14 protein-coding genes and 1 riboswitch are annotated in these 13,119 nt (G+C 48.7%); of the genes, 8 read left to right on the top strand and 6 right to left on the bottom strand.

The window, feature by feature from the left end; all coding sequences use genetic code 11:
- The first annotated feature begins 344 nt into the window (after nucleotides 1-344).
- Nucleotides 345-551: a hypothetical protein gene (locus ACJJI5_RS00760; RefSeq protein WP_445355283.1), complete on the top strand. Its 207-nt coding sequence runs from the start codon at nucleotides 345-347 to the stop codon at nucleotides 549-551.
- 9 nt (nucleotides 552-560) lie between these two features.
- Nucleotides 561-749 carry a carbon storage regulator CsrA gene (gene csrA / locus ACJJI5_RS00755; RefSeq protein WP_445355282.1) on the top strand — a complete coding sequence of 63 codons (189 nt, stop codon included), beginning with the start codon at nucleotides 561-563 and terminating at the stop codon, nucleotides 747-749.
- 48 nt (nucleotides 750-797) lie between these two features.
- Here csrA and ACJJI5_RS00750 read toward each other — a convergent pair whose 3' ends face one another.
- The 4 genes from ACJJI5_RS00750 to ACJJI5_RS00735 all read right to left on the bottom strand — a co-directional run bounded on the left by ACJJI5_RS00750 (nucleotide 798) and on the right by ACJJI5_RS00735 (nucleotide 3,639).
- Nucleotides 798-2,072 carry a magnesium transporter MgtE N-terminal domain-containing protein gene (locus tag ACJJI5_RS00750; protein WP_445355281.1) on the bottom strand — a complete coding sequence of 425 codons (1,275 nt, stop codon included), beginning with the start codon at nucleotides 2,070-2,072 and terminating at the stop codon, nucleotides 798-800.
- A 111-nt stretch (nucleotides 2,073-2,183) separates the two neighbouring features.
- Nucleotides 2,184-2,390 carry a hypothetical protein gene (locus ACJJI5_RS00745; protein WP_445355280.1) on the bottom strand — a complete coding sequence of 69 codons (207 nt, stop codon included), beginning with the start codon at nucleotides 2,388-2,390 and terminating at the stop codon, nucleotides 2,184-2,186.
- Between the two features lie 119 nt (nucleotides 2,391-2,509).
- The gene (locus tag ACJJI5_RS00740) at nucleotides 2,510-3,061 is read right to left on the bottom strand and encodes a hypothetical protein (RefSeq protein WP_445355279.1); all 552 of its coding nucleotides are present in this window, start codon (nucleotides 3,059-3,061) and stop codon (nucleotides 2,510-2,512) included.
- Complete coding sequence (locus tag ACJJI5_RS00735; RefSeq protein ID WP_445355278.1) at nucleotides 3,058-3,639, bottom strand: AHH domain-containing protein; 582 nt, start codon at nucleotides 3,637-3,639, stop codon at nucleotides 3,058-3,060. The genes ACJJI5_RS00740 and ACJJI5_RS00735 overlap by 4 nt, the downstream gene beginning before the upstream one ends.
- Before the next feature lie 401 nt (nucleotides 3,640-4,040).
- Here ACJJI5_RS00735 and ACJJI5_RS00730 point away from each other — a divergent pair, with 401 nt between their 5' ends.
- Nucleotides 4,041-4,214, top strand: coding sequence for a hypothetical protein (locus ACJJI5_RS00730; protein WP_445355277.1), 174 nt, complete (start codon nucleotides 4,041-4,043; stop codon nucleotides 4,212-4,214).
- Between the two features lie 26 nt (nucleotides 4,215-4,240).
- On the opposite strand, the gene ACJJI5_RS00725 is transcribed toward ACJJI5_RS00730, so the two are convergent.
- Nucleotides 4,241-6,013 (bottom strand): bifunctional protein-serine/threonine kinase/phosphatase, encoded by a 1,773-nt coding sequence (locus tag ACJJI5_RS00725; RefSeq protein WP_445355276.1) that lies wholly within the window; start codon nucleotides 6,011-6,013, stop codon nucleotides 4,241-4,243.
- A 101-nt stretch (nucleotides 6,014-6,114) separates the two neighbouring features.
- Entirely contained in the window at nucleotides 6,115-7,590 is a 1,476-nt protein-coding gene (locus ACJJI5_RS00720; protein ID WP_444926413.1) for a NarK family nitrate/nitrite MFS transporter, read from the bottom strand.
- A 412-nt stretch (nucleotides 7,591-8,002) separates the two neighbouring features.
- Here ACJJI5_RS00720 and ACJJI5_RS00715 point away from each other — a divergent pair, with 412 nt between their 5' ends.
- The 5 genes from ACJJI5_RS00715 (at nucleotide 8,003) to moaB (ending at nucleotide 13,118) form a co-directional block, all read left to right on the top strand.
- A complete protein-coding gene (locus ACJJI5_RS00715; RefSeq protein WP_444895502.1) occupies nucleotides 8,003-9,304 on the top strand; it encodes an MFS transporter in 1,302 nt (433 codons plus the stop codon).
- 143 nt (nucleotides 9,305-9,447) lie between these two features.
- The gene (locus ACJJI5_RS00710) at nucleotides 9,448-10,656 is read left to right on the top strand and encodes an alginate export family protein (RefSeq protein ID WP_445355275.1); all 1,209 of its coding nucleotides are present in this window, start codon (nucleotides 9,448-9,450) and stop codon (nucleotides 10,654-10,656) included.
- Nucleotides 10,657-10,852: 196 nt separating this feature from the next.
- Nucleotides 10,853-11,003, top strand: a riboswitch (molybdenum cofactor riboswitch).
- Nucleotides 10,992-11,969 (top strand): GTP 3',8-cyclase MoaA, encoded by a 978-nt coding sequence (moaA, locus tag ACJJI5_RS00705; protein WP_020413725.1) that lies wholly within the window; start codon nucleotides 10,992-10,994, stop codon nucleotides 11,967-11,969. (Overlaps the previous riboswitch by 12 nt.)
- Before the next feature lie 4 nt (nucleotides 11,970-11,973).
- Complete coding sequence (gene mobA, locus ACJJI5_RS00700) at nucleotides 11,974-12,573, top strand: molybdenum cofactor guanylyltransferase (protein ID WP_444940260.1); 600 nt, start codon at nucleotides 11,974-11,976, stop codon at nucleotides 12,571-12,573.
- Between the two features lie 2 nt (nucleotides 12,574-12,575).
- Nucleotides 12,576-13,118, top strand: coding sequence for a molybdenum cofactor biosynthesis protein B (gene moaB, locus ACJJI5_RS00695; RefSeq protein ID WP_108731355.1), 543 nt, complete (start codon nucleotides 12,576-12,578; stop codon nucleotides 13,116-13,118).
- Nucleotide 13,119 lies beyond the last annotated feature (1 nt).

Genomic DNA, 13,119 nt, shown 5'->3' with positions numbered 1-13,119 from the left:
TCATTCTTATGGATAACGCAAATTATCTAAGCTAAGGAGCATAAAAATATAGGCACAAAAATGATCTTATTGGATTTTATTCAGTTTGTTTTAGTGTCAAAGCTGCGTAAAATCGATTGATCTTTATTGGTATTTTGGCCGGAATTGGGTGGCCTTTTGAAGGCCGATGACCAAAGACCAATGGGATTCGAGAGAATCAAGATATCTAAGAGTTTTCTAAAGACCCATCTTCTCACAGGAGAACGGTAGCGTGACGTAAGAGTTAGTAAAAGGCGCTGACCCAAGGTGCAGCAACACCAGGGGCCAGCTGACCAAATTGATAATCTACCTATCAAAATGGCTATATGGATCATACGCTAGAAACCCGCTCGTCTTCAATAAACTGGAGAACATTCAGCGGCTTGGAGCGATTCCCCAAGCTCTGGGAGCGTATTGCCTGCCTTTTCTTCTTCTATGCCTACCGTTCCCGCGCACCACCCGGTATCTCCTCACAGCGTTACTTTCTCAGCCTTCCACCAGAGAAGGTCTACCCATGGTTTGAGTATCAGTAGGAAATATCTATGTTGATTTTAAAGCGCCGGATAGGTGAAAACCTAAGGATTGGAGCCAATGTTTCAGTTACAGTCTTGGACGTTAAGGGTAATCAGGTGAAGATTGGAATACGTGCTCCCAAATCTTTACCCGTTCACCGTGAGGAAATATATATTCGTCTCGGAAAGGAACGGGCGTTGGAGGATGGAAATCGTTAAGATTTTAAACAGATATCAAACCAGGCGCGCCGTAGGCGCCACCTGGATTTACTTATTTGTTTCTTCTTCATTTTTACTTCGGGTATCTTTGGCTGCTGCAGAAATTACTGCAACAAGCTGAGTAACTTGTTCAATTACTTTTGGTTCAAATGAAGTTTTTTGAACTTTTGTGAATGCGCTATCACTTTCTAGATTCCAATTTTCGAAAATTGACTTCATGTCGGATTGACTTACATCGTTACCATATACTTCAAGATATAACTTGCCGAAGTTTATAGCATGAATTCTGTCACTTCTTTTAAGTGACTCATGCATATAAGCATTGCCAATATTGTATGCATGGTTAGCCCATGCTCCGAATAAAGTAACAACTATTAAGCCTTTTATTAAGAGAAAAGAAAAAAAGAACCAGTCAATATTTTCTTTTGCTGCAGTATTAAATTCAAAGCTGCCATAAATCAAAGCAGCTACGGCGGCTAATATCGACAGGCCTAATGCTATTGTTCCCTGAATATTCCATTTTTTAGACTTAGAAGAAAAATCGGTTTCCTTTTTTTCTAAAGCATTTACTGCTTCTTTTACAAACTCAGGTACCTTCAATTCTATCTTGCCCTGTACCTGCTTTTGATGCTCCTCCTGCAGTATTCTAATGCGTTCCTTTAGATCATTTTCTCTTTTAAATTGATTGTTCTCTAAGTCTTTTAGCCTTTTAGTCTGGAAAGCATACTCTTTTTCTGTATGAGCAATTTGAGAACGCATATTCTCAAGTTGTTCGGCATATTGGTCTTTTCTTACTTGTTGCTGCCTCTCTAGGAATATTTCCTTCTCTTCTAACTCTATGATTCTTTGAAATGCTTCTCTCTCTAAAGAATTTTCGAATTTTTCTCCAAGATATTTTTTATAGTTTTTATCAAGATCAATTTCTTCATCAATTACTTCTAGAATTGCCTTTTTCTCATCTATAGGAAAGGATGATAGCAATCTATCCCTTTGAGTTTGGCTTGCTGAAGCTAGTACTTTTATTAATGTTTTTTCATTTAATGTTTTTGATATTCTGGATAGCTCTTTCTTGCTAAGAAGGACAAATATTTTGTTTAATTCATTCTTTGAAAGGCTCTCAAATATCTTGTTTATATTTTCTGACTCAAGGATAGAAAATAAATAAGTTAGCCCCTGCTCGTTTGTGTGCCCTATGAGCAACGAAATCTCTTTTGAGTTTGAACGCTTGACGAGTGTGTTTAGCTCATTAGAATTTAGATTCTTCCAAAGAACAGGAAGTTCGCTCCTTTGTAAATTGCTAATTCTTATGCTATTTGTTTCCATTTTCTTCCCTGACTAAGAATTCCTATGTTTTCTTGATAGGATGCTTTCTATACCATCTATATGTGAAATACAGCGACGCGTAATATAGGTGTGGCCAATTAGCTTATTATACTATTGGCCAGGCTCAGTTTGAATAATGGTAATGCTCGAAGCATCTGCAATTAAGTTAGAGATCTCCTCCTTAGAATAACCTTCAATATATACTATCTTTTTGTCGGTCATTTGGAGGATTACTTTTCGAGAAGATCTATTCTTTAACCACTGAACAACTATTACCGCAATTGATGGAGTAATGGATAAGCCTGCAACTGCTTTCATTATCTCGAGGGACTCTCCAGAGGCAGCTACTACTTGTATTGACTATATCAACATGTGTAGTTGGGGTGAGCTTTACAGCGAACCACCCCTTGCTTGCACTTGAAATACCAATACTTGAACTAGATATTTTCAACTTCTTTAAAACTAAGACCTGTAAATTGATTGCTATTGATGAAATCTATAAATTCATCTGTGACAACAATGTTCATCGGGTCTTGTTTGGCAATAATAGCCATTGAGTCGGAAAATTCAGATTTATTATAAACAGCTTTGGTGATTCTTCCAAATGATCCTGATCTTCGTAATTTAAATTTACATCTTTCCAGATTCAAAGCAGTATCAGAAATTTTATTTATTTTAAAAATAAACCAAAACTCATTTTCTATAGAAATAGTTATGTTTTCAGCTTTATCTCCGAATTTGTCAGATAACAGCGGAGCAACTTTGGAATTTACAATAATAGATGGTGTATAACCTTGTAAATACGCTATGTCTGGCTTAGGTAAATTTGTGACTCCTTCTTCAATCATCCACTCGACAGATATTTTTTTGAGCGCTCCCTTATCACCAGATAAGAGAACCTCTGATTCTTTCAGAATATTTATGTCTTTGTCAGACCAAGCCAATTGACGGTAATTGTTTACATCGTAATTAATTTGGTAGGTTTTCATACAGGAAACACTCCCGAAACAAGTTCATCACCAATATCCCGCAAAACATCTCGTATATCATTGGCAGATGTACCAGGAATTCTTGCTTCTGTTTGTAAAAGATTGGTGACGTTCACATAGTATACATTTGTGTGGATTTTAGCATGAGCGTAGGCGTCAGGACAGGCTTTATGTGGTAAGTCCTTTTCGTATTGAGGTAGCCAGACTCCATTAGATTCATCATTTATATCGATTCCATATTGAGCAAGTATTTGTCTTGCGGCCAAAGCTCGCGAATCATGCCACGAAACGATATGATGTGCTGCCATATATTTTTTGGGTTGTGGTCTACTAGGCGAAGCATTGCGCATGTTTCTTTTTAATTTGCGCATATGTCTTCTTCTTGCTTTCTCAATTGCTATTTGTGCGGAAGTTTTTCGCTTTTTCTTTTTGTGTTCAATTGCGGCTTCAACTTCTTCTTGCTGTGCTTCAATTAATGTCGCCAAGATTTCTTTTGCTTTAAAATCGCTTTTAGAAATAGACTTTATTCCTTCGTAAAGCGTTTCTTGGTCTATTTCTATATACTCCTTTTCTATCATTTCTCTTCCTTACTATTCGTGCGATTAAATTTCGAGTTAGGACATAACACCGCAGGCAAAGCGAGCGTTAGAGAGTACGGCACCGAAAGTACAGTTTGACTTGCCTTTCTTCAACCAGGTCCATGTATGTAGAGGAAATAAATACCTGGAGTCTTTTTTTCATGGTTTTTCTGGTGATAATTTAATAGCGTATTCACAGAAACTGCATCATATCAGTTGTCAAGATATCCGAAGAATGGGAGGTTACATTAATCGGAAAGGATAATAAATTAGTATTTTAGTCAGTACTGACACAAATTACTTTGGTAGATTTGTCGTGTCTGGAATACCTCTAATAATTAATATTTCTTGATTAAGAGATTAAATATTTTAAAAATCAATAAGTTAGTGTTTGTATGTTCGTGTATATTGAAGCTGCTCTTTATCTTTGGTTTAGACAAATTAAGAAATCACCAAATGTTGTGCAGGATACAAAAGCAGTAAAAGAACGTGTCATGGGTGATGTCCGCCTAAAACTACTACCTGCTGAACCAGAGCGTTTTATAGATATGCTGGATCAGCATATTCGTAAATAAGAACTACCGTACCGAAATCTCAAATCTCAAGCACTAGACGAAAACAACGCAGCCACCGCTAACAAAGTAGCCACCCAAATCCCACAAAGAATCTTCCAAAACAAAGAGGCATCCCCTTTCTCAGTAGGATCTTCCCTCAGGTAATCCGGGTTGGGATTAGCCAGATCGCGCATAAATTCTGTCAGGGTGGAGTAGCGCTGTTCCAGGTCGATACTGCATCCGCGCTCTAGGGCGCGGTCGAACCAGATGGGGACTACGGGATTAAACTGGCTGGCGGTGCGATAGCGCAGGCGTTCGAAGTCGGCGTGGGAGCGGCAGTTTTCGATTTCCTCACCGTAGGGCAGTTCGCCGGTAAACATCTCGTAGGCAATAGTGGCGAGGGCATAGATATCGCCGCGAATACCGCTGTTGTGCCCGAGGATATAGTGGGGGTCGGAATAGCTGGCGGTGCCCAGCGCTTCCGGGTGCTCCAGGGGGCGGAAAATCTCGGCACTGCCGGCTACATAGACTGAGCCGAAGTCGATAATTTTTATCCGCCCGTCGCTGTCGATCATGATATTGGCCGGGCGCAAATCCTGGTGAATGGTTTCCTGATCGTGGAAGGCCTGTAGCCCGGTGGCAATCTCCTTAAGGATACGAAACGCCTCTGCGGGTTTGGGAAAGCGGTTATTGGTGATCCACTGCTCCAGGGTGCTGCCCTGCACATACTCCATCAGGTAATAGAGCGCGGTGCGTGGGCGGGTCTGGCGGTGCAGGCGCACTACCTGGGGGCTGCGAATACGCAGGCCTATCCATTCCTCCTGAATAAAGCGGTCGATATAGTGGATATCGTCCTCGTAATTTACCGAGGGGGTTTTCATTACCAGGATTTCCCCGGTGGTACTGTCGCGCACCAGGTACAGCTGGCTGCGCTGGGAGGAGAACAGCTCCCGTTCCACCTGGTAACCATCCAATACCATGCCCGGTTCCAACTCCGGCGGGAAGGGCAGGCGGGTAAGCTGGCGGCTGTAGTCATCCAGAGTGGTTTGTGGCAATGCTTTTACTTTTACCACTAATGCGGAGAGATTATCGTCACTGCCGTTTTCCTCGGCGAGGCGCACCAGGGTTTCCGCTGTTTCCTGTTCGCTTAATTGGGTATCTGCCAGCAGCTCGCGCAGCAAATCCTGCTTGATAAAGTCGTGCACGCCGTCGCTGGTAATCAGCAGTACATCGTCCTTAGCCAGGCTGAGCTGGCCGTAATCCACTTGCAGGCCGGTATCCATTCCCAGTGCGCGGGATAGCATCTGCTGGCGGTGGGCCAGGGTGATGTTGTGGTCCCGGGTGAGGCATTTAAGGTTGTCACCGCGCAGGTGATAGATACGGCTGTCGCCGATATGAAAGTAGTGGGCGGTGCGGGATTTAAAAATCAGGGCAGAGAAGGTGCAGAGGAAACCCTTTTCCTGTTGGGGAAAGTCATGGCTCTTGCGGTATAGCTTGCTGTTAATGGAGGCGAGGATTTTCTGTCCGGCGTGGGCGACAGACCAGGTATCCGGCACCTTGTAATAGTCCCGCACAAACTGCTCGGTGGCGGTGTGGCTGGCGAGGGCGCCGGCTTCGGCGGAGCTGACTCCGTCTGCTAACGCGGCGACTGCACCCAGGTATTCCTGCAAGTGCGGGCTGGCTGGCCAGTGGTAGATTGCGGCATCTTCGTTCTGCGGTTTGATGCCGGCACTGGTGCAAAGGCCGTGGCTCAATCGCGGTGTCTGGGCTTCGGGGTTTGCCTCGGTTTCTGTTTGCACCCCGGAATTGGTTTCGCTCACAGCTTTCTCCACTCTCTTTTCGTCCCCTCAGACCAACGGCGAAAAACAAAGAAGGGCCATTGGCCCTCCTTTGCGTTTGTTGCTTGATAACAGCTTTCCGATCACTCCACGCTGATCAGCTGCACTGTGCCATCCGGTAGCACTTCGGCGATATTGCCTTTGGGCTCCTCCAGGAACAGGCAGGCGAAGAAGATCACCGCTGCTGCGCCGCAGATAATCAGGAAGAACTGGCTGTAGCTGACATAAGACAGGGCGGTAAGGAAAGTAACCGCACCCACGTTGCCGTAGGCTCCGGCCATACCGGCGATCTGCCCGGTCATGCGACGCTTCACCAGGGGTACGACGGCGAATACGGCACCCTCACCGGCCTGCACGAAGAAAGAGCAGCACATGGTGGCAACTACCGCAGCGGGAATCCACCAGCCGCCGTTGATCTGGCTCAGTACAAAGTAACCCACTGCCAGGCCGCCGATCAGGAACATCAGGCTGCGGCGGCGCCCCAGTTTGTCAGAGAAGTATCCACCGGTTGGGCGAGCCACCAGGTTCATAAAGGCGAAGCCAGAGGCTAGCAGGCCGGCCTTCACCGGGCTCAATCCTTCAAAGGTTTCCAGGAAGAACAGAGGCAGCATAGAAACCACGGCCAGCTCTGAGCCGAAGGTGACGAAGTAGGCCAGGTCGAGGATGGCTACCTGCTTGAAGTTGTATTTCTCCAGCTCGGGCACACCTTCGCGCAAGTGGTCTTTGTTTACATTCCAAATCATGCGGGTCTGGAAGGCGAACAGTGCTACCAGTAGGCCCCACATCACGTAGGTGGCATTCTGGCTCAGCAGGGCTACGCCGCTGGGAGACAGTTTATAAGCCAGCGCTGCCAGTGCCAGGTACATGGGCACATTCATCAGCAGGTAGAAGTAGAAATCCCGCTTGCTGGTCACTTCCAAGCCGCCGCTCTTTTTCGGTTTGAAGTAAGTGGAACCTTTAGGAGTGTTGCGGGCAACGCGGTAGTAGATGATGCCGTACAGGCCGGCGATGATGCCGGTGAGGCCCAGGGCATAGCGCCAGCCGTCTTCACCGCCGAACAGCAGGGCGATGGTGGGTAGGGTCATGGCACCGGCAGCAGAACCGAAATTCCCCCAGCCGCCGTAAACACCTTCTGCCAGGCCGACTTGTTTGGCTGGGAACCATTCACCCACCATGCGGATACCAATTACAAAGCCGGCACCCACAAATCCCAGCAGGAAGCGGAACAGGGCCAGGGATTCATAACTGTCTGCGGTGGCGAAGCCCAAACAGATTAAAGATGAGGTCATCAGCAGCCCGCTGTACACCAGGCGCGGCCCCAATTTATCCACCAGCATACCGATAATGATACGGGCGGGGATGGTGAGTGCCACGTTGAGGATTAACAGGGCTTTTACTTGCTGGCTGGTGAGGTCGAACGCTTCCTTGATAAAGACCATCAGCGGAGCGTGGGAGAACCACACCACGAAAGTCAGGAAAAACGCAAACCAAGTAACGTGCAGCGTCTTTATTTTGGGATCGCCCCAATTAAATAAATTGAGGCCGCTGGATTGACTCATGACTATTTTCTCCGGCTTCTCAGAAATTTTTAGAGGTGGATAGGGTCATGACCGATAGTATTTGAGCAGCGCCAGAGGGAAAGCGCGCAAAAGGGGTAAGTGGAAGGGAAATCGATTTGTATATGGAAGGGAGTAACCCCTTGGGGTTAGTAGCTCGGAGTGGGTAGGGGCGGTTTTTAGTGCGTTTCTACCCCAGTGGGGGTAGTCGGCGGAAATTGATAATGATTAAAAAGGGTTTTTGGGAGTAGTTGTCGCTAGCCGATTTTTTGTGCATCTTGCCAATAGCTTACCTCTGTAGATTTCTCGCTCCCGCTGTAATTCTGTGATCACTTTTCTTGGGCGGGGGCTCAATGCGGTGCATAACCGGGGTGGCAATTAATTTTCGACAGCCAATATTTTGGAGATGCCTGCCGTGCAATATACACAGCAACTCGCCGGGCGCGCGCTGATATTTGCCTCGGCCATGTTCGCCGCTAACTTTTCTGTTTGGACGCTCTACGCGGTATTGGGGGTAGAGATTCGCGGGCAGTTGGATCTGTCTGCAACTGAATACGGGGTTCTACTGGCTGCGCCGATTTTGAGTGGGGCGCTGTTGCGTTTTCCGGCGGGATTTCTGGTGGAATATTTTTCTGCGAAAAAGCTGATTTTATTGCAGATGCTGTTGTTACTGCCGGTGCTCTTTTTGTTGCCCTTTATCGATAGCTATGGGGCCCACTTGCTGGCGGGGCTGTGGTTGGGTATTTCCGGGGTGTCTTTTGTTTTGGGGATTCGCTATATCAGCCCGTGGTTCGAAAGAGGGCGGCAGGGTACTGCGATGGGCATTTTTGGTGCAGGAAATGCCGGAGCTGCAATTACCCTGGCATTGGCTCCTGCCATTCAAAATTGGTTTGGCCGCGAGTGGATAGGGCCGGTTTACGGAGCCGGGATTATCCTGATGATGGTTTTATTCGAATTTTTTGCACCAGAGGAAACCCGCTATATGCGCAGCCGGGGAAAACCGGATCTGCGCAGTCATTTAAAGCCGTTAACGCAAATCCGGGTTTGGCGTTATGGGCTCTACTATTACTTTGTTTTTGGCAGTTTTCTCGCACTTTTATTGTGGTTGCCGAATTACTATCTGTCGGTGTACCAAGTCAGTACGCCGGTGGCAATGGCTCTAACCCTGTTGTTTGTGGCTCTTTCCAGTTCACTGCGCGCTTTGGGGGGGTGGTTTGCCGATCGCTACGGTGCGCGCACCGTCAATTGGAGTGTTTTCTGGACCTGCCTGGTGTGCCTTTTCTTCCTCAGTTACCCGCCCACCAGTATGACCATTCACGGGGTGGAACGGGATGTGCATTTAAATATTGAAGTGGGTATTGAATTGTTCACTTTACTGCTACTGGTTATTGGTATCGCTCAGGGATTCGGACGAGCTTCTGTATACAAAGCACTGCACGATAATTTCCCCGCACATATGGGAAGTGTTGGTGGCGCGGTGGCCACGATTGGTGCTTTGGGAGGTTTTACCCTGCCAGTCCTGTTTGGTATTGCACAGGATTTAGTGGGTATTCACAGTGCTGCCTTTATGCTGCTCTACGGTGTTCTCGCGATTTGCATGCTGGTTATGTATTTAGCGATTCAAAGAGAAAATTATATGCAGCGTTTACAGTACGCACAGCAAAATAATTTCCTGCTTGAGGAAACCAGTGAAACCGAGGCTTTGCCGGATAGGTAGTGCCCACTACCAATAAGGGATTACGCCTGAGTAAAGGCTAGGGAGTAAAGATTAATTAAGCAGGAAAAAAACTATGGTTTCAGTCGAGTCTGAAAAATTGTAATTTGTCACTGTTCACTCCGTTGTTGCAAAGGAAAAGCGTCATGACCGTTTCCAAATTTCCAAAAATTCTCGGTGCTTTACTGTTGGGGGCCTGCAGCTCTGTCGCATTGCAGGCCGCTGCGCAGGAAAGTGAAAATGCCACTCTGGTGGATGCGTTGAAATCCGGTGAAGTCGGATTGAATCTGCGTTACCGCGTAGAGACTGTTGATCAGGATGGTATTGATGATGAAGCAGTTGCATCCACTTTAAGAACCCGCCTCAACTGGCGCAGTGGCAGCTACCGTGGCTTTACCAGCTTCCTGGAAATGGATGATGTTACGGCAGTTGGCAATGACAGCTACAACTCCACCGTTAATGGTGAAGGCGAATACCCGGTAGTGGCTGATCCGGAAGGAACTGAAATTAACCAGGCCTATATTCGCTATAGCGGTGGGAGCTCCATAATTACCGCCGGTCGCCAGCGTATAAATCTGGATGGACAGCGATTTGTTGGCGGTGTTGGCTGGAGACAAAACGAGCAGACCTACGATGGTGTTCGTTATCAGTACGGCAGTGCCGATAGCTTCCAGTTGGATTATAGCTACGTCTACAACGTTAACCGTATTTTCGGTGAAGACAGTGCTGGTTCCGATATGGGCGGCGATATCCAATTGCTGCACGCGATTTATCCAGTAGCTGAAAACCATAAAATCAGCGCTTTTGTTTACAATCTGGATCTGGAAGATCTCACCGATAATGCCAGCCGCACGTATGGGGTAGATTACAAAGGTAAATTTGGTCCGGTAAAAGCTAACCTGAGTTATGCGCACCAGTCAGATATTGGTGACAACCAGTATGACTATAGTGCTAATTATTACCTGGCAGAGCTTGGCGCTGATCTGGGTCCAGTTGCGGCAAAACTCGGTTATGAAGTTTTGGGTTCCGACAATGACGTTGGTTTTAAAACCCCGCTGGCAACCTTGCACAAGTTCCAGGGCTTCACTGATAAATTCCTGGGAACCCCCGCTGACGGTGTCGAAGATCTGTATGTTGGCGGTTCTATGAAAGTGGCCGGCGGCAAGCTGGGTTTGACCTATCACAACTTTGAAGCAGCTGAGGGCTCCGTTAGTTACGGTGATGAGTGGAACCTGAGCTACGGGCACAAAATCACCGACGACATTTCTGCACTCGTTAAGTACGCAACTTATCGTGCTGATGAGTACAGCACTGATACCGACAAGCTTTGGATCATGGTAACCGCTAATTTCTAAGCGGCTGAAAGAACTCCTTAGCGAGGCCCCCGGCTTCGGCCGGGGTTTTCCCCGCACCTTGAACCTGTTTTTATAATTTATAAATTTTAATCGACTGAAGCTCCACGTTTTGATGTCTCCCCGAGGAGCATCAGTTCGAGCACCAAGGGAGTACCACCTTTGCCCCAAGCATAAATTAACCAGCTTGATACACTGACATCAGTTTAAACACCGAGTCCCGCTACCTAAACCGCGTCGTTTTTTATTGACGTTGCAAGGTGCCGGGACCGTGGCCGTACCGGCCACCAGGGTCTAGCGGGAAACTGCGCGGCCTCCCGACATTGGAAAGGCGTTTAATGTTACAAGACAATTTTGGCCGTAGGTTTTACTACCTGCGCCTGTCCGTGACGGACATCTGCAACTACCGCTGCAACTACTGCCTGCCCGAGGGCATCGGTTGCGGACGTTCCCTGGAAGGGGAAAATCCTCTCTCAGTCGCTGAGGTGGGCACATTAGTGCGCGCTTTCGCTTCACTGGGTACGGAAAAGGTACGCCTTACTGGCGGAGAGCCCTCCCTGCGCAAAGACCTGGTGCCGCTGCTCGAAGCCGTGCGCGCTAGCGATAAGATTCGCCGCTTAGCCATCACTACCAATGGTTACCGCCTGCCCAGTCAGATAGACGACTGGCACCGCGCGGGTTTGGATCAGGTGAATGTCAGTATCGACAGCCTCGACCCGGCTCAATTCCACCATATCACCGGCCACAATCGCCTGGATAAAGCCTTAGCAGGCCTGGATCGCGCCTTGGCCTTGGGTATCGATACCAAGGTCAATGCAGTGCTGATGCGTCAGTACAACCTGGCCGAGCTGGATAACTTCCTCGCCTGGATTCGCGAGACTCCGGTGACTCTGCGCTTTATTGAATTGATGCGCACCGGCGATAACCGCGAGTTCTTCGCCAGCAACCATGTCTCCGGTGGCGATATAGAAACCCTGTTGCTGCGGGAAGGCTGGGAGCAGGTGATCCGCACCCGCGATGCCGGTCCGGCGCGGGAGTATTTCCACCCGGATTACGCCGGTCGTATCGGCCTGATTACCCCTTACGGTAAAGACTTCTGTGCAAGCTGCAACCGCCTGCGGGTATCAGCCCAGGGCAAGTTGCACCTATGCCTGTTTGCGGACCAGGGCTTTGATATGCGCGAAATCATCGCCGATGGCGATAGCGAGGCGCTGGCGGCCCATATCCGCGAGTTGATTGTGGATAAGACCGCAGGCCACCAGCTGCACGAAGGTTTTACCGGCGCTACCCGCAACCTGGCGATGCTGGGGGGCTAGGGTTATGGCCAGGGCTCTTGTTAGTGAATCGACAATCGGCGTGGTGCTGGCCGGCGGCCGCTCCAGCCGGATGGGCCGTGATAAGGCATTGCTGGCCCACCCTCAACAGGGCAATTTCTTGCAGCATGCTGAGGCATTGTTGAGTGAGCTTCCGCTGGAAAAAGTCGTCACCAGCGGCGCCCGTCCCGGAGCGATTGAAGACCTGGTGCCAGAGCGTGGCCCACTGGGCGGCCTTTATTCGGTAGCCCTGGCAACCGGTGCCGATGCGACCCTGGTAATCCCGGTAGATATGCCCTTGCTCGGGCGAGAGCACCTCGCAGAGTTATTGGCGGAGGGGCAGGCAAGTGGCCGGCCCTGTTATTTTGAAAACTTCTTTTTTCCCCTGTGGCTGCCTTTAAATGGCGATTGCCTGGATTATTTGCGCCGTGCCGTTGAGGGCAGTGCGCGCAATTCTGTCGGCGCACTGCTGCGTCACCTGGGGGCCAAATCCATACCCATAAAAAGTGCTGGCGATTGGCATCGCAATATCAATACGCCGGCAGATTATCTCGGCTTGAGTACGCCGGATAAAACTCCAGAAAACAGTTTTTTGAGAGACCACTGATTATGTCCGCACACGCTAGCAAAGAATTTGTACCGCTCAATATCGCGGTACTTACCGTATCCGATACCCGCAACGAGCAGACTGATACCTCTGGCCAGTACCTGGTGGAAGCCCTCAAAACTGCCGGCCATCAGCTCGCAGATAAGCGCATTACCCCGGACGATGTTTACCAGATGCGCGCGGTGGTCTCCGCCTGGATTGCCGATCCCAAAGTGCAGGTGGTATTGGTGACCGGCGGTACCGGTTTTACCGATCGCGACTCCACGCCGGAGGCCCTGAGCCCGTTGTTCGATAAAACCGTCGACGGCTTTGGCGAGCTGTTCCGCCATATTTCCCTGGGGGATATCGGTAGCTCCACCGTGCAATCCCGCGCGCTCGCCGGCCTCGCTAACCGCACACTGATATGCTGTATGCCCGGTTCCACCGGAGCCTGCCGCACAGCTTGGGAAGGCATATTGCTGGAGCAGTTGGATGCCCGCCACAAGCCCTGCAACTTTATCCCCCATGTGCGCTTTGCCAGCGCACCCTGCGAGAGCCGGGGGTAAT

The organism is Microbulbifer maximicatervae (SeqCode) (assembly GCF_052467955.1).
The sequence above is the reverse complement of the archived record's forward strand: the minus strand, read 5'-3'. Positions and strand labels throughout refer to the sequence as shown.